The following is an 18,274-nucleotide window of genomic DNA, read 5'->3' as shown; positions in this document are numbered from 1 at the left end:
ATTATCCTTTTCTGATTTGACTTATTTTTTCAAAAGAGCTAACAATACCCCGAATTAGGGAAGAGCTTAGTCCCTGATGCTCCATTTCATTTAAGCCTTCAATGGTACATCCTTTTGGAGTAGTCACCCGGTCAATCTCTTCTTCAGGATGGGTACCAGATTCAATCAATAGATTGGCCGCTCCATTGCAGGTATGCATGGCTAATTCTTGGGCTTCTTTAGCGTCAAACCCTAATTGAATGGCACCTTGGGTTGTGGCCCGAATGAGTCGCATCCAAAAAGCGATTCCGCTGGCGCAAATGACCGTGGCAGCCTGCATTTGTTCTTCTGGTATTTCCAAGGAATGCCCCATTCTATTGAAAATGGCCTTGGCCAAATCGATTCGCTTTTTACCCAACTCATTACTGCATATGCAGGTCATGGAATTGCCTACTGAAATAGCCGTATTGGGCATGCTTCGGATAATGTATTTGTCCGAACCAATGATATCTTCCATTTTGGAAATGCTAAAACCTGTAATAGTACTGATAACCACATGCTTTTCGGTGAGTAAATGCTTGACTTGTTCAAGAATAGCTTGAAAATGGCCTGGCTGAACCGCAAAAATCAATATATCTGAATGTTCTACAGCTTCACGATTGTCCGAAGTCACGGTCACATTCCCATATTTTTCAAAATTCTTAATATCATCCAAGTTCCTTTTGGTCAGGTACATGGTGGTTGCGCCATTACTGTGCAATACCCCTTTGGCGATGGATAGTCCTAAATTTCCTGCTCCTATGATTGCTATTTTCATGGTTTTAATTGTTTGTTGGTCGATGCTGGAAGCTCGATGTCCGTTTTCTATTATGTATTTTCTATCCTCTTAGCTCTTATTAAAAGACTTCCGCCTTAAGTTGTAACCCTAAATCTTCTTTTAATCCAAACATTAAATTCATGTTCTGCACCGCTTGTCCTGAAGCCCCTTTCAATAAATTGTCTATAGCTGAGGTGATGAGTAAAACATCCTCATGTTGATGCAAATGAATATGGCATTGATTCGTATTCACTACTTGCTTTAAATGAATGGGTTCATCAGTCATATGCGTGAATAAAGCGTCTTGATAAAACTCCTGATATAGCAATTTTGCTTCTTCCAGGCTTCCTTGATGGGAAGTGTAGGCCGTAGCCAAAATACCTCTGGTGAAGTTCCCTCGATTCGGTAAAAACCGCAACTTGCCTACTTCATTTCCGAATGATTTCAGGCTTTCCCCAATTTCTCCTAAATGTTGATGGGTAAAGGGCTTGTACCATGAGATGTTGTTGTTTCTCCAGCTAAAATGGGAAGTAGGTGACAGGCCAACTCCTGCACCGGTACTTCCTGTCATCGCATTAACATGGACCTCTTGTGATAACGACCCTTGCTTGGCTAGCGGAAGCAAAGCCAGTTGGATGGCCGTCGCAAAACACCCCGGATTGGCAATATGATTGGCTTTGACAATCTTCTCTTTTTGTAATTCAGGTAGACCGTACACAAACTGTTTGCCTTGAAATTCGGCATCGTTTTCTAATCGGAATTCGTTGCTGAGATCTATGATTTTCGTGTTCGCACTAAATTCGTTTTCGGATAAAAATTTGGAAGAATTCCCATGGCCCAAGCATAGAAAAACAACATCAACCTCTGGGTTTGACTTCCCAGTGAACCCTAATTCAGTAACGCCCAAAAGGTCAGGATGGGCACTTGAAATGGGTTTTCCTGCTCGTGTGGTGCTAAAGACAAAATCAATGTCAACTTCTGGATGGTTGAGCAATATTCGTATCAGCTCTCCTCCTGTATACCCTGAACCGCCTATTATTCCAGCCTTAATCATGATTTTGATTTACATGGTTTGCAATTTTTCCTGGATTGGACAAGATTTTGATGAATCCCTTCGCATCGTCTGCAGTCCATCCTTTGTTCATTTCCCCATAACTGCCAAAGGAAGCATTCATCAAATCGTGGGTAGAATTTATTCCATTTAGTTCAAATCGATAGGGATGTAAGGTCACCAGCACATCACCAGATACATTTTTCTGGGTGTCGGCCAAAAAAGCTTCGATGTTTCGCATCACTTCATCCAAGTAGTTTCCTTCATGCAACAACATACCATAAAAGTTACCCAACTGTTCCTTTTGGTATTGCTGCCATTTGCTCAAGGTGTGTTTTTCCAGTAAATGGTGTGCTTTTATGATTATTAAGGGAGCAGCAGCCTCAAAACCAACCCTACCCTTAATTCCAATAATCGTGTCGCCCACATGGATGTCCCTTCCAATAGCGTATTTGGATGCGATTTCAGATAATTTCTCAATATTCTCAATGGGACTTGCCGTTTCTCCATCTACTGCTACAAGTTCTCCTTTGTCAAAAGTCAGTTTTAAAACTTTGGAAATCTCTTTTTCCAACTGACTTGGGTAGGCTTCAGAAGGTAGAGATAAATGGGAAGTTAGGGTTTCATCCCCTCCAACGGATGTTCCCCAAAGACCTTTATTAATGGAATATTTGGCTTTTTCCCAGGAATATTCCACTCCATTTTCCTGTAGATATGCTATTTCAGCTTCTCTGGATAATTTATTATCTCGAATGGGAGTGATGATTTCAATTTCCGGTGCAATGATTTGAAAAATCATATCGAATCGGACTTGGTCATTTCCAGCTCCTGTACTTCCGTGAGCGATGTATTCAGCTCCAATCTTCCGAGCATGGTTTACGATTTCAATGGCCTGTACAATTCGTTCCGCACTAACAGAAAGCGGATAGGTATTGTTCCGCAATACATTACCGAAGATGAGGTATTTAACCACCTTTTCATAAAACGTAGCAATGGCATCAATCGAAGTATAGGATGTTGCCCCAAGTTGTATGGCCTTTTCTTCAATTTCTTGAATTTCAGTATCCGTGAACCCTCCGGTGTTTACACTAACAGCATGTACTTCAAAGTTTTGTTCTTTGGACAAGTATTTTGCGCAATACGAAGTGTCGAGCCCGCCACTATAGGCCAGTACTAATTTTTTCATGATTCTTTTTTCTTTTTAAGGAAAAGGTTTTGTTTCATTTCTTTCAATCGCTGAAATGCTTTTCCATTGACTTTTCTGGTATTGTGTTTTGTTTCCTTAGGGTCGTGCAACATTCCTGTACATAAGCACATTTTACGCTCGGTTCGAGTAAGAATGTCAAAGTTTTTACAGGTTTGGCAGCCTTTCCAGAATTCTGGGTCGTCCGTAAGTTCAGAAAAGGTAACCGGTTTGTAACCCAGTTCATAGTTCATTTTCATGACAGCTAGACCCGTGGTGATTCCAAATATTTTAGCATCAGGGAACTTCTTTTTGGAAAGCTCAAAGACCGCTTTTTTAATTTTTTTGGCAAGGCCTTGATTTCTGTAATCAGGATGGACAATCAAGCCTGAGTTGGCCACAAAGTTTTTGTTGCCCCACACTTCTATATAACAGAAACCTGCGAACTTTTCATCATCCAAAGCGATAACTGCGTTACCATTTTGAAGTCTTTGGATAATATATTCTGGAGACCTTTGGGCAATACCGGTTCCGCGAACCTTTGCTGATTCGGAGATGGTATCACTGATAATCTGGGCGTACTTAAAATGTGATTCGTTAGCAATTATAATTTCCATTGCCAATTCGATTTAGACTAAAATTTGAACTAAGGATTTGATGGTTTTTGCGGAAATGGACTCACCTATTTCCATAACTAGTGTGCACCCTTACGGGCGACGACGTGGTGCGAAAGGACGTACGGGAGCGATGGTGCTCAAAGAAGTTAATATGTAGTTCTGTCCGTTCATTACAGGGATAAATGTACAAATTAATTCCAACCTCCCTAATTTGGAGATGTTTTTTTGAAGAAATCTAACTTTTTTGAGGACTTAGTGGTCAATTCATAAATCAAAAAGGCAAAGACCGTTAAATATTCAATACCTAAAAGCCAAAGATTTTCTGTGAAATCTGGATTGGAATACGCCCAATAGCTCAATATGACCACGAGTGTCCAAAGGATTGGGAACTTATAATTTGTGAGCAAACTAAGGGTCAACAGGAAAATTATATACCATGGGTGCACCGTACTGGACAGGGCCAAATAGGCAAAAAGAACCCAAAGCATGGATTGGAGTAAAGTTTTGAAGTTTTCATTCTTCCTAAAGAAGGTAAGAACAAGGGCTATAGCGATTACTGAAATGGCCATAACCTTACCGTAGCTTTTTATCAGCTCCCAAGGCTTTGCTTCAAAAAAATTGACTCCGATGGATTTGACCACGTTATAGATTCCCGCGTTGAATTCGAAATTGGAAAACCAAAGTCCAACGGTTTCAGAATAATTATCAATAAAAATTGGGGTGTAAAAGGGAGCAAGGAAAGCAATGCAGGTGGTAAGAACCAAAGTATAGAATCCAACACTCTTTTTAAATCCTAGATACCTTAAGAACAAGGGCAAGAACAGGATAGGAACCAATTTCACCAGAATGGAAAATGCATACACCGGAGCGGCAGCTATCCATTGTTTTTTGATTAACAAATACAGGGCCCAAACGAAGAAAAAGAGCATGGTTCCCTCGAAATGTAGATTTCCAGTAAGCTCAATAACCACCAAAGGATTTAGGAAATACCAGAAAATTAGACCGGGTTCCATTTTCAAATGCTGCAACAACTTTCTTCCGAAATACACTATACCAATATCGGCAAGGATAATCTGAATCCTTAAAACAATAATACTTCCCATAATACTTTTCCCACCTAAGAAAGCTGCAATGACAAAAGTTACCTGATTGAGTGGAGGATAATTACTAAAATGTTTGGCGCTCAATTCCCCCATGCCATCAAAAAGGATATGATAATTAGCAATAGGTATCTGAGACCATTCCATAATCTGATTGGGCATATAGAGGTAGGGATTGATACCATTTTTAATCAATTGCCCATCCCATATAAAGCGATAAAAGTCCTGCGAAAGATTTGGTTCAGCGAAGAGAAAACCCAATCGAAAAAGTATTCCAACGGCCAAAAGGAATTTAAAATTCCACTGCTGTAGTTGAGCCAATTTATAATACAAGAAAAACAAACCAACATATAGCCCCAAAAGTTTTGGGAAATCTTCACGATTGAGGTCATAGGCAAAGCTCAGATAGAACAAAATACTTACCAAACATAGCAGTAAAGGAATTCTGTTGAGGTTCCAAAATTTTGAGAACGCGTCGTGCATTGCCGGCAGAATAATTTAGCAAGACAAAAAGTATAAAATAATATTGGATTGAGATTGCTTTGAACGAAATAAGCTAAATGTTGATTACTTCATGGTGATTCATGTACAAATCGAATGGAAAACCATCGTTTTTGCTTTAACCCATATGCTTTATACTTTTCTGTTCTACCTTGAGGACTACGACCAATAACTGATCGGCTTGCCATACTAAAGAACCCAAATTGATGATTTTTATGCACTTTATTTTTCATGACTGTTCGTTTTTGATTGATTGAATTTTAGGCAGTAGCCACCAATATTTCTGCTTCCCCATTGGTAGGGTCCATGGCTTTCTCGCCATAAATTTCAATATCTGTGGTGTAGGTTCTTTCCAAGTTTGTATTCCAGATTTCCATCCAGGTATTGATGACAGCATCTTTGGTCAAATCCCCTTTGGCGGTAAATTGTGTATAGTTGGATGCCGGAATGATTTTCACGGTCATGTCCTCGGGAATATTGTCCAAACTAAATACTTTACAGCCAATAACTAAGGTATAGGGTTGCGAGTGGTCTCCTTCATAGTCGGTGTAAATAGCATAGATGGTTTCATCCACCTTGTTTGGGATACGACTTATGATATTTTCGGCCATAAATTTCTCCCACAACTTTGGAATATCCCTTTCACCTTTTCTAGGTGCGTTGGATGTCCTTATTGCGATTCCGACAATGGTCAGCTCTTCCTTTTTTGTGCTTGTCATGATGATTGATTTTTAAGATTTAGACAAATGTAAACCCACAATGTGACAAGGGTGTGTCAGGGGTCTAAAAATCATCTAACTTATTTGATTTTGAATCAATTGCATTTAGTTTTTGAAAAGATTCACACCTATAAAACGTATAGACAAGACAGTAATTCGTATTTGTTCGATATTATCAAGCTGTACAAAACAATTCCATAGTATCTACAAAGTTTTTGGTAAGCAAATGGGTTAACTTTACGACTAAGTTGAAAAAGAAAAAAACGATGCGATTATCTCTTATTCTAGTTCTCAGCCTTGCATATTTTACTGCGTCTTGCCAGACAAAACCCAGTTCAAATCAGGAAACAGGCGCTTACCCCATTCAAAAATCAGATGAAGAATGGAAGGAGATACTTTCTGATAAGCAGTTTTACATTCTACGCCAGCAGGGTACGGAATATGCTTTTACAGGGGAGTATTGGGACAACAAGGAAAAAGGAACGTATTATTCTGCCGCCACAGGTCAGCCTTTGTTCAGCTCTGAGCATAAGTTTAAGTCAGGAACCGGATGGCCTAGTTTTTATAAGCCTATTGATGAAAATGCCGTTAAAGAATTAGTTGACAGAAGCCATGGCATGGTTCGTACTGAGGTGGTAGACAGTGGAAGCGGGTCTCATCTTGGCCACGTGTTTAATGATGGTCCAGCACCAACAGGTTTGAGATATTGCATGAATTCTGCTTCAATGATTTTTGTTGCAGAGGGAGATGAATTGCCCGGGATTGTAAAAGAATGGCAAGATAAGCACGGCAAATAAGATTTTCCAGCACTTCTAAGGAAAACAGTTTTACTCTCAATCCGAATGATTGCCGTTGTACCTATCGTAGGATTTGTAATATTCCTCTAAGGTCATGTTATGTGATTCAAACACTTCATTGGTGTTTGTAACCTTTTGGATATGGTCTACTCGAAATACCCGAAAAGCTTTCCGTAGTCTGCAATATGCGATAAGCAGCCACTTTTCTTGGGTACTGTATAGCGCAAAAGGTTCTATATCTCGATTGGTGGACTTGTTTTCCAAGGAGAGATAGTCAATATTTAAGACTTGAAAGTTGGTAAGCGCCGATTGAATTCGCATGAGATAACTGCTGGTCGTTTCTCGGGTGAAGTTATCGGTAAAATAGATACGGTCTTTAAGTAGGCTGGCTTTGTCCTTTTGTGAACCCTTTAAAAGGGCTTTTATTTTTAAAATAGCTTCGGAATAATATTGGACGAAGGAGGCATCCTTGTTTTTGACCACCAATTGTTCTGCTGTTATTAGCGCATTGGCCTCGTCCTCTGTAAACATGACAGGAGGGAGTTGATATCCTTCCATCATGGAATAGCCTTTTCCTTCTTCTGTAATAATGGGGACTCCTGATTTTTCTAGAGTCCGTATATCCCGGTAAATGGTCCGTATGCTAACCTCATGCTTTTCAGCCAAAGTTTTAGCCGTTACAATCCTCGAGGATTGTAGTTGAGTTAAAATTGCCGTAAGTCGAGAAAGTCTTGGTTTTTCTTCCATGCTACATCAGAAATATAAGATTCTGATGAGATAAATGTAGCTATTTTGCCTTCGTTAGAAAACCCAACGATATTCCTAAATAAATTCTAAATGACGTAGGAAACAAATTAAGCCTTTGCCGTCAAGGATTTAAAGAAAACAAAGCTAAAACCTAAAAAGAGCATTAAATGGAATGGGAACAATCCATAATCATTCAAAGGAATGGCACTATACATACCAAACAAGAAGTAAACCATTAAAGCAAACTCAACAACCATGTTTGGGGACAATTTTTTAGCTAGATATTTGTTGCCTTTCCAACTATCGGTAAGGTTATTGATATTGAATTTTGGTGTTCTTACAAATTCACTGCGTTTGCCCATATGACCCTCCATAACTGCAATGGAATTGTGAAGGGAAAACCCAAGGGCGACTGAGAAGAAGGTGAAGAACAATTTGATGTAATCCACAAAATTATCAAAGCTACTGCCTTGGATACTTTTATAAGTAAACCAGTAACATATAAAAAGAATAATGGTGCTGATGATAAAGAAGCTGGTCACCTGAAAAACCAGACCCAAGTGTCCGTAGGTATTTTTGATGTAGAGCATTGGGATACTCAACAAAGCCACAATAAATACACACAAAAACATAGAGCTGTTCAAAAGATGCATTACTCCATGAAACTTGGTCTTAAAAGGAATATTCTTAGCAGTAATAACGCTCCAAACCGTTTTCCTGAAATTTTCTGCACCTCCCTTGTTCCAACGGAATTGTTGTGAACGCGCGGCACTCATTACTACAGGCAGTTCCGCAGGAGTTTCCACATCTTCCAAATACTTAAATTTCCAATTTTTCAACTGGGCACGGTAGCTAAGGTCCAAGTCTTCGGTTAGGGTATCGCCCTCCCAGTTTCCGGCATCCAGGATACACTCTTTTCTCCAGATTCCGGCGGTTCCATTAAAGTTTATAAAGTGTCCTTTGGAATTTCTACCTACTTGTTCGAGGGTGAAGTGTGCGTCCAAAGCAAAGGCCTGGATTCGGGTGAGCGTGGAATAATCTCTGTTGATATGCCCCCATCGGGTTTGAACCACTCCGATTTCCTCGTCTTTAAAATAGGGAACGGTTTTCTTCAACCAATCGCTTTCGGGAAGGAAATCTGCATCGAAAATGGCTACAAAACTACCTTTTGCAGTGGCTAGACCTTCTTTCAGGGCTCCAGCTTTGAAACCTACTCTATTTTCTCTTCGAATATGTTGAATATCCAAACCAGTTTTCCGAAGTTCCTCGATGCGCTCAGCAGTTTCCAAAACTGAATCATCAGTGGAGTCGTCCAGCACTTGAATTTCCAATTTACTCTTTGGATACTCAATTTTGGCAATATTATCAAGTAATCGCTCCATAACGTACTCCTCATTATAAATGGGAAGCTGTATGGTCACATACGGAATCTCTTTCGGGTCGAGAAGGTTGAATTTGGGTGCTTCTTCGTTTTGTCTTTTGTGCGACAGGTAGTTGATTAAAAGATTCAACTGCGCCAGACTGTAACAGAATATCAAAATCAATGCGGTACTGTAAATAGCGATAATAATCCAAGCAATTGTTAGTCCCATTATTTTAAACTGTATTTAAAGATCCAACCCAAAATTTTTACGCCAGCAAATATAGTACCTTTTACGGTTCCAGAAACTTTTGAAACGCCAATTCTTTGTTTATAACGCACTGGTACTTCGATATATGACATTTTTTTACGTAAAATTTTCAGTTGCATCTCCACGGTCCAGCCGTAGGTTTTATCTTCCATTTCCAAAGCTTTGAGCTTTTCGTATTTTATGGCACGAAAAGGTCCCAAATCCGTAAATTTTGCCCCAAAAAACAATCGCATCAAAAAAGTGGCCAATTGATTACCAAAAACTTGCTGCGGAGTCATGGAACCTGGTTCGCGAAGTGATTTTTTTCGCGCCCCAACCACAAAATCAATGTCGTTTTCCAGAATAGGAGCCACTATCTTATCTAATTCTTCCGGATAATCTGAGTAATCTCCATCAATAAATACGATGATATCGGGCTTTTTGGATTGTTTGTCAACATATTCCATTCCATTAAGACAGGCGTAACCGTATCCTTTTCTGTTTTCCGTGAGAACTGTAGCACCCGCTTTCTCCGCATTTTCAACCGTATCGTCCGTAGAACCGTTATTCACTACAATGATTTCTGATACGGAATCGGGGATTTCTTCAACAACTTTGGCAATGGAATCCCCTTCATTAACTGCCGGGATGATGACTCTGATATCCGTCATTTATTTTAAATCAGAGAGTTTGTTTTCTTTCTTAAAGCTTCGGAAATCATACCACTCCTTGATTTTTTTCCCGTTGCTATATTTTTGGGCTGATTTCAATTTTTCATCCTTGTATTTCAGACAATAGCCATTTTTAACTCCCTTGTGCAATTGACATTTATGATTGATTTTTCCATTATGATCATAGAACAACCACCATTTTACCATATTGCCCTTTACATAATGTCCCTCCATGTCCAGTTTACCATCTTTTGAATAAAAATACCAATACCCCACTTTTTGATTATTCTTGAAATGGCCTTGTTCCTTTATTTTTCCATTGGGAAAGTAGAACTTCCAGAATCCTTCCTTGGAATCTCCTTTTATCCATCCTTGAGCTTTTATCACACCATTTTCATGGTATTCGCGATGGTATTCTTTTTTTAAGGAAGTAGGTGAGGTCAAAAAAATAAAAACCAGGAAAAACCGCAACATCTTATTTTGAGTTCACCAATTCCATCAAGTCAACATCATTCCCCAACAACACTTGGTTGCTATCAATTCTTCCTTGTAAAGGACCATTTTCCAACTTAAGTACACCTCTTGGGCAAACGGCAGAACAAATACCACATCCTACACAACTTGAACGCACAATGTTTTCGCCTTTTTGGGCATAGGCGCGTACATCTATTCCCATTTCGCAGTAGGTAGAACAGTTTCCGCAAGAAATACACTGTCCACCATTGGTGGTGATTCTGAATTTAGAGAATAGTCGTTGTTGAAAGCCCATCATGGCAGCCATAGGACAGCCAAATCGGCACCAGGCACGGTTTCCGAAGATGGGATAGAATCCAGTTCCTATCACACCGGAAAAGATACTTCCAATAAGGAAGGAGTAATTTTTACGTAGGGCTCCGGATTTGAACAAGAATACGTGCCCTTCACCACTAAAAAAGTGAATTGCAATTAGTGATATGATAATAACAAAGTATCCGATAGCCCCATATTTGGCATCTTTTTGCAGTTGGTCACGTTTGAAAATCATTACCCAAGCAAATACCAAGGTCAATAGAGTGGCCACTCCCAAAAGAAAGGTTGTTTTGGTTAACCAATATTTGCTTGTGTCATTTCCTAGGTAGGAATAAATAACTGCAGTGGTCATGAGGGTAACAAAAACCACTACGCTGTGAATCACCCATCGCTCTACTTTCCAGGCTTTAACTGATTTGTCACTCAATTGCCTGAAAGGGTCACCAATAGTCTCGGCAAGACCCCCACATCCGCATACCCAAGAGCAATACCAACGCTTTCCAAATTTATAGGTTAAAAAAGGTGTAATCACAAATACGGAAAGAATGGCAAAAATGAGCATAGCAAAGCCAATATCGCCTGAACTTAAAAAGCCTTTAATACGATAGGATTCAAAATTGTAATAGTTCAGTGGCCAAATGTTTTTCAAATCCAAAAAAGGCAGACTTCCCCCTTGAAGGACTGAACTTCCATTCAATCGTGCCATAAACTCTGGAATCAAAAAAGCGAAGGAAGTTTGAAAGAACATTACACTCAACGTTCGGATTCTTTCATATCTGTTGTGTCGGTACTTCCACATGAATTTTACGCCAAACACCAAAATGGCAACAGTGTACAGCGCCCCATAAACAAACCACTGACTGGCAGGATTGCCGCTTAAGGCTTTACTCAATGGGTCAAATAGACCAATAACTCCTTTATTGTCTCCTCCATTGACCAGACCTAGATATTCAGGAAAAAAGTAAAGAATCACATAAAACGTAGTAATGGCCAAGCCTGCTATCCAGCCCCAAAAACCAAGATTGGTAAGGGATTTAAACCAAACACCATCATTTTTAATTCCAGGGTATTTCCCTCTGTACTGCTCCCAAGCAAACCATAAGGTCCCTCCTGAAATGGAAACCAGGGCTAGCGTAAGCCAAAGGGTCTTGTTGGGGAAACTCACATTAAACGTAGCCAACAATAGAATGGCCAGTCCTAGCATACCCACAATGGAGGCTATTTTTTGATTTAAATTGATTTCTTTGGGAGGCTGACCGGTAAGGGCCATGCTTCTATCGTAAGTGCTCATGATATTAGGATTGTCTTTATGTGAGTTGAAATATTCTTTTGAAACTTTTCTTTTTGGCCTTTAAGGAAGTGCCTCTATCCGAATTGTATTTGGATAGTATGGCGGATTCGTGATGCTTGTAGAATTCTGGGTCAAAATTAGCATCTGCTAAATGCTGCATTACATAGTTAACATCCTTTTCTTCGGTCAACCATCTATCAAACATTTCATGTCGCATACGAATTCCGAAGGTATTGATACCTAGAAATCGTTCCGTTTCTTTATTATAAGCTACGGTAATGCAGAGTTTTTCTGAAGGATGTCTCCAGTGAAAATGGGCTTCATAGTCTTTCATGCCTCTTTCCGAAAACACCCAACCGTAGGTTTGGTATTCGATATCCAAAAATTTAGCAGAGTTAAACCAGTGTCCGGGTTTGTATTCGATTCGATTGCCGCAAATGGTTTGGGCAACAGTTTCACCCATCATTCTTCCCGTGTACCATACGGCTTCTATAGGTCTTCGATTTCCAATAGCCTCATGTTGTTCAGCGCAATCACCTATGGCATAAACATCAGTTACGTTGGTTTCCAAAAATCGGTTGACTTTTATTCCTCTACCTAACTCAATTCCTGAATCCCTTAGAAAATCCATATTAGGAGTCACTCCAGCAGTCAGTCCAACCATATCACAGGCCAATTCTTCTCCCGTTTCCGCAATAATTACTGATTTTACCTTTCCATTTTCGTCGGAAATAATTTCTTTCAGATTGGTAGCCAGTCGTAGGTCGATATGGTGCTCAAGAATGTGCTCATTGATCATTTGGGATTCACCCTCGGGCAAAACCCCATTCCAAAAACTACTTTCCCGTACTAAAAAGGTGACCGGAATGTCTCGGGTACGAAGCATCTCTGCTAATTCAATTCCGATAAGCCCACCACCTACGATTACGGCTCTCTTACAAATTTCTTTATTGGGTGCATTGACTTCCAGCAAATCCAAATCTTGTTTGGAATACAAACCTTGAACCCCATGGAGGTTTTGACCGGGCCATCCGAATTTATTGGGCTTGGAACCTGTGGCCAAAATCAACTTGTCATAATGAAGCGTTCTTGAGCCATCAAGGGTAAGCGCCTTATTTTCCGTATCTACTTTGTTCACGAACGCATTCACAAGTTCAATTCGGTTTTTCTCCCAGAACCAATTTTCATAGGGTTGGGTGTGCTCAAATTTCATGTGTCCCATATACACATACATTAAAGCTGTTCTAGAAAAAAAGTAGTCGGTCTCGGCAGAAACAATAATGATTCTTTTGTCGGAAAGTTTTCGAATATGGCGAGCGGCTGAAACACCTGCAATGCCATTTCCGATAATAACGATGTTCTCCATGTGGTATTATTGGTTGTTGGATGTGTCGTTTTTAAAGATAGGAACTTATCAAAAAAGAATTATTTAGAAACAATTTAAATATGGAAAGATGCCGTAAGGTTAGTGTTCACGTAGCGAACATGTAACACGCTGATTATTAAAATCTTAAATATATCATAAAAATTTAGCACGCTTGTATGGTGTTAAAATGACCCTCGACATAATGGTCAGTTTTAATCAACAAAACAATTTAAATGAAAACACATAAAACACTAATCGCAGTTCTGTTGCTTGCCTTTGCCCAATTGGGATTTGGTCAGGGAACCTCAGAATTCTTTTCCAAGGCAGACACTTTCTTCAGTACATATGTTACTAACGGTAGAGTAGCCTACAAAGACATAAAAGCCAATCCGTCTTCTCTGGAAGAATTATTGAAATTGGCCAAAGATATAAGAGTTTCCAAAAGCGATGCGAAGACCTATCAGGCTTTTTGGATTAATGGTTATAACCTTTCAGTGATAAAAGGAATTGTAGACAATTACCCAATTAAATCACCATTGAATAAGGCCGGGTTCTTTGATAAAAAGACCTATGATATTGGAGGCCAGAACACGACCTTAAATGATATAGAAAACAAATTGCTGCGTGCTGTTTTTCCACAAGAATCCCGATTCCATTTTGTGCTTGTCTGTGCCGGTTTGGGATGTCCTCCCATAATCAATAGCGCCTACACTCCAGAAAAACTGGAATCGCAATTACAACAACAAACCGAATTGGCGTTGAATAATCCCAATTTCATTCAAGTCAAAGGAAAAAGAGTAAACCTTTCCCAAATCTTTGAATGGTATACCGGAGATTTTACCCAGGGTGGAAAGAACTTGATAGAATATGTGAATCAATACCGCAAAGAAAAATTAGACCCGAAATCAAAAGTAGGCTACTACAGCTACGATTGGGCCTTGAATGAAATCAAATAAGAAAAACAATAACTACTCAACATATCATGAAAACAATAATTAAAAACACCTTTTTTGTTGCCCTTTTTCTTGGAGCAACCTTTATATCTGCCCAAGATGATGATCAAGCTGGAAGTAATATTCAAAACTTGACCCCTTCCAAGCTTATCGGAAAGGGACAATGGGACATTAAACTGTTCAACAACCTGTATACTCAAAACGAGAGTACTTTTGCGGAGGAAGATGGAATCCGTCAAAATTTCTTTACCTCAACCTTGGAGATATTCACGGGGGTTTCTGATACCAAAAGAATAAACGTAGGGGTTATTGCAGAATTTAGAGCCAATGGTAGGGATTTTATCTTGGAAAATGGAACAACAGAACGTAGAAATACTTCGGGATTGACATCTATTGCGCCTTCCATCAAAATAGTTCCTTTTAAAAGAGTGGGTAATTTTTCCATTCTTAGCTCTTTCTCTATTCCCCTTATTGACCAAGAAGTGGATGAAAATGGCGTATTCTTGGACCAGGACGGCTTTACATGGCAGAATCGTTTTTTCTATGACTATACTTTTCCAGGTAAAAAATGGCAAATATTCACCGAAATTAATTCAGAGTACAACTTTGGGGATGATGCAGTTCGGGATGTGAATGGGATAACCGTTGAAGGTAGCTTTGCAAACAATAGCTTACGCTTGACGCCAGGTGTATTTTTGAGTTACTTTCCGAGTAGTAAGTTTACCGTTTTGGTTCTGGGACAGCATACAGAGTTGATAGACTTGGGCAACGACTTTAGTCAGAACTTTACAGCCCTAGGAGGAGGCGCCAAATATCAATTAACCAAGGAGTTAAATGTGGAATTTCTCTATACTAATTTCGTAAGGGGAAGGGATACCGGTCTTGGTGAAACTTTTAACATAGGTTTGCGCGCAGTGTTCTAGTCAAAACCATACATAAAAGCCTAAATTAGAAGTCTTAATTCTTAAACTATGAAGAAATTAGGGCTTCTTTTTTTGTTTTTACTCCAATTTTCCTGCACTAGTCAAAAAAAAGAGAAAATAAATGGGGTCAGTTTTGTAGGGTCGCGGGAAAAAGTCGACCAAACCCATATAGACCCGGTTTTAAAGGTCAACGCCAACTATGCAGCAGTAATGCCCTTTGGGTTTGCTAGAAATTTAAATTCGCCGAAAATAATTTTTGATACAGATCGGCAGTGGTATGGAGAAACAAGAAAGGGGGCCAAGCAATATATCAAAATGCTACAGGCGAGCGGGGTTAAAATTATGATGAAGCCTCAAATATGGATATGGCGCGGAGAGTTCACTGGGGATATGGTTATGAAATCTGAAGCGGATTGGAAAACACTTGAAAAGACCTACAAAGATTTCATTTTGACCTACGCAAAGCTAGCCCAAGAAACCAAGGTTGAAATACTTTGTATTGGTACCGAGCTGGAAGAATTTGTGAAGAATAGGCCAAATTACTGGCAACAACTTATAAAAGAAATAAAAGGTATCTACTCAGGAAAATTGACATATGCGGCCAATTGGGATGAATACTCCAGAACTCCATTTTGGGAAGAGTTGGACTTTATTGGAGTGGATGCCTATTTTCCATTATCTGAGGAACGATACCCAACCATGGAAGAGTTAAAATCAGGATGGCAACCCTGGAAAACAAAACTGGTTGATTTATCCAATGCCAAGGACAAACCTATTCTTTTCACTGAATTTGGGTATAGAAGCATGGATTATACAGCTAAGAAACCCTGGTTGGTAGACCAAAATGAAATGGATGTCAACCTAAAGGCACAGGCTGATGCGACCCAAGCCATTTTTGATGAGTTTTGGGATGAGGAATGGTTTGCTGGAGGTTTTATTTGGAAATGGTTCATCCATCATGATCGATCAGGAGGGGACGAGGACAATCGCTTCACCCCGCAAAACAAACCAGCGGAAGATACCATTCGCGAATTTTTTGCCAAAAGTTGATGAAATACGTTAAAGCCTCTTTCATAGTACTCATTCTAACCCTTTGTTCGTGTTCTTCCGATGAAGACGACAACGGTATTTTGGATGACTCCCAATTGGATTCCTTTTTGGAAGGGAGGGAAGTGGTTTTGGACAATGTAATTGCATGTGCTGCAAGTCAAGAAAATTCGGAAGTAGTCGATGTTTATCTTTATCCCAGACCTGGTGTTAATAATATTCGATATTATGAAACGGCCACATCTGAGGTGGATAAGGATGACTTTTCTCAATATACGCGGCGAGAACTACCTTTGTTAGATGTTTTCAATGGTTATTTGTTGCGATATGAAGTGGAACCTAATGAAGAAAAATGGGTCATTGTAACTTTTGAAGAAGAGGGGGCCATTCATGTTTCCAACCCTATCCGACTAAAACAACGTTCCAAACCCACTGAATATTTGCCCGAAAATGTGATGACGGATTTTTCCATAGGAAATATGCCAGAATTCACTTGGGAGGATGGAACTTTTACGGATTCGATAATCTATTTCCACGTGGTGACCAATGCCTCTAATGACTTTTTATCTGGGACCTATACTTTTGAAAGAAGATTCCAATACTACAAATTGGATAATGTGGTTTTGAACATTACGGAAGAAACACCTCCAATACTAACCCCTGAAACACAATACAATTTTACATTGCTGGCGGTCAGCGAAGATAATTGGGTGAATTTGTTCTCAGAAATTCCTTTTGAGTTTGAATAAATCAAGTTTTAACACGGGTGACGGCAAAACACTTAGAATTTCTGAAACGAATACGTTAGCTTTAACAAAAAAGAAATTACTGTGACTCCTAGGTGCTTGGTAACCTTACTGATTTTTTTGTGCGTATTTTTTGGATACGGCCAAGCCCCCAAAGTTGCCAGCCTGATCCTTCAAGGTAACGAAAGGACCAAGAGCTCTTTTCTGGAAAAAATCATAAAACTGGAAATTGGAGCTGCTTTGGATACTACCAAGATGGAAGAGGACATGTATCGACTTAAACGCCTACCCTCAATTTCCCATGCCTATTACCAAGTTTCTGAATCACTAAAAGAAAACCACTATGATGTGGTCTATGGAATTGAGGAAAATTTTACTCTAATTCCTTTTGCCAGTATTTTCACTTCAAATGATGATGAGTTTGCCTTTCGGGTTGGATTACAGGAATTCAACGTATTGGGCCGGAATATTACTTTGGGTGGATTTTACCAACGCGATATTTTTGATTCCTTTGGCGCCCATATTCGTGCTCCCAATATTTTTGGCCGAAAGTGGGGCCTGGCCATTAGTTACCAAGATTTGACTACCGAGGAACCCGTCTTTTTGGATAATGGGAGCGCCGATTATAAATATAACAATGAATCCATTGAGGCCCTGGCCCTTTTTCAGCTCAATTTCAGGCATAGATTTGAGTTTGGAATCAATTTTTTTACCGAAGATTATGAGTTTCTCAGTGGGGATACGGACCCAAACGTTCCTTTGGCACTTAGGGTCAATAAACATTTGCTGAAATTCCTTTATAATTATGATGCGATTAAGTTTCATTATCAATACCTATCAGGATTTAAAAGTTCGTTGAATCTGCAATATGTCCGAAGTGATGATGGACAACTCCCACCATTTTGGATTGGCTTTAATGATTTCACTTATTTTGTGCGGGTGGGCGAAAAAGGAAATTGGGCAAGTCGACTACGATTGGGATTGTCCAGCAATTTGGACACACCATTCGCTCCCTTCGCAGTTGATAATAACTTGAACATACGTGGAGTAGGAAACCTTATAGATCGCGGTACCGCTGCTATTGTTTTGAATACGGAATACCGGCATACCCTTATAGATAAAAATTGGTTTGTTCTTCAAAGCAATGTTTTTGTAGATGGTGGAACATGGAGAAATCCAGGAGGGGATTTTAGTGATTTTGGTGATGACCAAAACTTGAGAATATATCCCGGTGTGGGTCTCCGTTTTATCCATAAACGAATATTCAATGCCATTTTTAGGATTGATTATGGCCAAGGGATTACTACAAACTCCTCCCGTGGTGTAGTTTTTGGCATAGGACAGTATTTTTAATGTCGTACTTCATG

Annotated in this window: 18 protein-coding genes; 6 read left to right on the top strand and 12 right to left on the bottom strand. The window is 39.6% G+C overall.

What is annotated here, in order from left to right; all coding sequences use genetic code 11:
- Position 1 precedes the first annotated feature (1 nt).
- The 6 genes from proC to ACSLUF_RS15505 all read right to left on the bottom strand — a co-directional run bounded on the left by proC (position 2) and on the right by ACSLUF_RS15505 (position 5,967).
- Complete coding sequence (gene proC / locus ACSLUF_RS15530) at positions 2–796, bottom strand: pyrroline-5-carboxylate reductase (RefSeq protein ID WP_435623570.1); 795 nt, start codon at positions 794–796, stop codon at positions 2–4.
- Between the two features lie 79 nt (positions 797–875).
- Positions 876–1,850: an N-acetyl-gamma-glutamyl-phosphate reductase gene (argC, locus tag ACSLUF_RS15525; protein WP_435623569.1), complete on the bottom strand. Its 975-nt coding sequence runs from the start codon at positions 1,848–1,850 to the stop codon at positions 876–878.
- On the bottom strand, positions 1,843–3,033 hold the full coding sequence (locus ACSLUF_RS15520; RefSeq protein WP_435623568.1) for an argininosuccinate synthase: 1,191 nt from the start codon (positions 3,031–3,033) through the stop codon (positions 1,843–1,845). The genes argC and ACSLUF_RS15520 overlap by 8 nt, the downstream gene beginning before the upstream one ends.
- The gene (locus tag ACSLUF_RS15515) at positions 3,030–3,647 is read right to left on the bottom strand and encodes a GNAT family N-acetyltransferase (RefSeq protein ID WP_435623567.1); all 618 of its coding nucleotides are present in this window, start codon (positions 3,645–3,647) and stop codon (positions 3,030–3,032) included. The genes ACSLUF_RS15520 and ACSLUF_RS15515 overlap by 4 nt, the downstream gene beginning before the upstream one ends.
- A gap of 206 nt (positions 3,648–3,853) precedes the next feature.
- Complete coding sequence (locus ACSLUF_RS15510; RefSeq protein WP_435623566.1) at positions 3,854–5,230, bottom strand: mannosyltransferase; 1,377 nt, start codon at positions 5,228–5,230, stop codon at positions 3,854–3,856.
- A gap of 278 nt (positions 5,231–5,508) precedes the next feature.
- A complete protein-coding gene (locus ACSLUF_RS15505; protein WP_435623565.1) occupies positions 5,509–5,967 on the bottom strand; it encodes a GyrI-like domain-containing protein in 459 nt (152 codons plus the stop codon).
- Positions 5,968–6,233: 266 nt separating this feature from the next.
- Here ACSLUF_RS15505 and msrB point away from each other — a divergent pair, with 266 nt between their 5' ends.
- Positions 6,234–6,764: a peptide-methionine (R)-S-oxide reductase MsrB gene (gene msrB / locus ACSLUF_RS15500; protein ID WP_435623564.1), complete on the top strand. Its 531-nt coding sequence runs from the start codon at positions 6,234–6,236 to the stop codon at positions 6,762–6,764.
- Positions 6,765–6,800: 36 nt separating this feature from the next.
- Here msrB and ACSLUF_RS15495 read toward each other — a convergent pair whose 3' ends face one another.
- The 6 genes from ACSLUF_RS15495 to ACSLUF_RS15470 form a co-directional block, all read right to left on the bottom strand.
- On the bottom strand, positions 6,801–7,511 hold the full coding sequence (locus ACSLUF_RS15495; protein WP_435623563.1) for a helix-turn-helix transcriptional regulator: 711 nt from the start codon (positions 7,509–7,511) through the stop codon (positions 6,801–6,803).
- A 107-nt stretch (positions 7,512–7,618) separates the two neighbouring features.
- Complete coding sequence (locus ACSLUF_RS15490) at positions 7,619–9,103, bottom strand: cellulose synthase family protein (RefSeq protein ID WP_435623562.1); 1,485 nt, start codon at positions 9,101–9,103, stop codon at positions 7,619–7,621.
- Positions 9,103–9,792, bottom strand: coding sequence for a glycosyltransferase family 2 protein (locus tag ACSLUF_RS15485; RefSeq protein WP_435623561.1), 690 nt, complete (start codon positions 9,790–9,792; stop codon positions 9,103–9,105). Before ACSLUF_RS15485 ends, ACSLUF_RS15490 begins: the two co-directional genes overlap by 1 nt.
- Positions 9,793–10,266 (bottom strand): toxin-antitoxin system YwqK family antitoxin, encoded by a 474-nt coding sequence (locus tag ACSLUF_RS15480; protein ID WP_435623560.1) that lies wholly within the window; start codon positions 10,264–10,266, stop codon positions 9,793–9,795.
- A 1-nt stretch (position 10,267) separates the two neighbouring features.
- Positions 10,268–11,872, bottom strand: a complete 1,605-nt coding sequence (locus ACSLUF_RS15475; protein WP_435623559.1) for a 4Fe-4S binding protein — start codon at positions 11,870–11,872, stop codon at positions 10,268–10,270.
- A gap of 16 nt (positions 11,873–11,888) precedes the next feature.
- Entirely contained in the window at positions 11,889–13,238 is a 1,350-nt protein-coding gene (locus ACSLUF_RS15470; RefSeq protein WP_435623558.1) for an NAD(P)/FAD-dependent oxidoreductase, read from the bottom strand.
- 233 nt (positions 13,239–13,471) lie between these two features.
- Here ACSLUF_RS15470 and ACSLUF_RS15465 point away from each other — a divergent pair, with 233 nt between their 5' ends.
- From ACSLUF_RS15465 to ACSLUF_RS15445, 5 genes are all read left to right on the top strand, one after another.
- Entirely contained in the window at positions 13,472–14,194 is a 723-nt protein-coding gene (locus ACSLUF_RS15465) for a DUF547 domain-containing protein (RefSeq protein WP_435623557.1), read from the top strand.
- Between the two features lie 26 nt (positions 14,195–14,220).
- A complete protein-coding gene (locus ACSLUF_RS15460; RefSeq protein WP_435623556.1) occupies positions 14,221–15,114 on the top strand; it encodes a hypothetical protein in 894 nt (297 codons plus the stop codon).
- Positions 15,115–15,162: 48 nt separating this feature from the next.
- Positions 15,163–16,164, top strand: a complete 1,002-nt coding sequence (locus ACSLUF_RS15455) for a glycoside hydrolase family 113 (protein WP_435623555.1) — start codon at positions 15,163–15,165, stop codon at positions 16,162–16,164.
- Complete coding sequence (locus ACSLUF_RS15450; protein ID WP_435623554.1) at positions 16,164–16,910, top strand: hypothetical protein; 747 nt, start codon at positions 16,164–16,166, stop codon at positions 16,908–16,910. Before ACSLUF_RS15455 ends, ACSLUF_RS15450 begins: the two co-directional genes overlap by 1 nt.
- Before the next feature lie 81 nt (positions 16,911–16,991).
- Entirely contained in the window at positions 16,992–18,260 is a 1,269-nt protein-coding gene (locus tag ACSLUF_RS15445) for a POTRA domain-containing protein (RefSeq protein WP_435623553.1), read from the top strand.
- Positions 18,261–18,274 lie beyond the last annotated feature (14 nt).

This window comes from Flagellimonas sp. (genome assembly GCF_965601775.1).
In the GTDB taxonomy this organism is placed as follows: domain Bacteria; phylum Bacteroidota; class Bacteroidia; order Flavobacteriales; family Flavobacteriaceae; genus Flagellimonas.
This window is presented reverse-complemented; position numbering and strand designations above follow the sequence as displayed.

Bases quoted from the DNA above. Each gene is read 5' to 3' on its own strand.
- ACSLUF_RS15470 (WP_435623558.1), bottom strand. From the start codon at position 13,238: ATGGAGAACATCGTTATTATCGGAAATGGCATTGCAGGTGTTTCAGCC.
- ACSLUF_RS15515 (WP_435623567.1), bottom strand. From the start codon at position 3,647: ATGGAAATTATAATTGCTAACGAATCACATTTTAAGTACGCCCAGATT.
- ACSLUF_RS15480 (WP_435623560.1), bottom strand. From the start codon at position 10,266: ATGTTGCGGTTTTTCCTGGTTTTTATTTTTTTGACCTCACCTACTTCC.
- argC (WP_435623569.1), bottom strand. From the start codon at position 1,850: ATGATTAAGGCTGGAATAATAGGCGGTTCAGGGTATACAGGAGGAGAG.
- ACSLUF_RS15455 (WP_435623555.1), top strand. From the start codon at position 15,163: ATGAAGAAATTAGGGCTTCTTTTTTTGTTTTTACTCCAATTTTCCTGC.
- ACSLUF_RS15490 (WP_435623562.1), bottom strand. From the start codon at position 9,103: ATGGGACTAACAATTGCTTGGATTATTATCGCTATTTACAGTACCGCA.
- ACSLUF_RS15505 (WP_435623565.1), bottom strand. From the start codon at position 5,967: ATGACAAGCACAAAAAAGGAAGAGCTGACCATTGTCGGAATCGCAATA.
- ACSLUF_RS15475 (WP_435623559.1), bottom strand. From the start codon at position 11,872: ATGAGCACTTACGATAGAAGCATGGCCCTTACCGGTCAGCCTCCCAAA.
- ACSLUF_RS15465 (WP_435623557.1), top strand. From the start codon at position 13,472: ATGAAAACACATAAAACACTAATCGCAGTTCTGTTGCTTGCCTTTGCC.
- proC (WP_435623570.1), bottom strand. From the start codon at position 796: ATGAAAATAGCAATCATAGGAGCAGGAAATTTAGGACTATCCATCGCC.
- msrB (WP_435623564.1), top strand. From the start codon at position 6,234: ATGCGATTATCTCTTATTCTAGTTCTCAGCCTTGCATATTTTACTGCG.
- ACSLUF_RS15450 (WP_435623554.1), top strand. From the start codon at position 16,164: ATGAAATACGTTAAAGCCTCTTTCATAGTACTCATTCTAACCCTTTGT.
- ACSLUF_RS15485 (WP_435623561.1), bottom strand. From the start codon at position 9,792: ATGACGGATATCAGAGTCATCATCCCGGCAGTTAATGAAGGGGATTCC.
- ACSLUF_RS15520 (WP_435623568.1), bottom strand. From the start codon at position 3,033: ATGAAAAAATTAGTACTGGCCTATAGTGGCGGGCTCGACACTTCGTAT.
- ACSLUF_RS15495 (WP_435623563.1), bottom strand. From the start codon at position 7,511: ATGGAAGAAAAACCAAGACTTTCTCGACTTACGGCAATTTTAACTCAA.
- ACSLUF_RS15510 (WP_435623566.1), bottom strand. From the start codon at position 5,230: ATGCACGACGCGTTCTCAAAATTTTGGAACCTCAACAGAATTCCTTTA.
- ACSLUF_RS15460 (WP_435623556.1), top strand. From the start codon at position 14,221: ATGAAAACAATAATTAAAAACACCTTTTTTGTTGCCCTTTTTCTTGGA.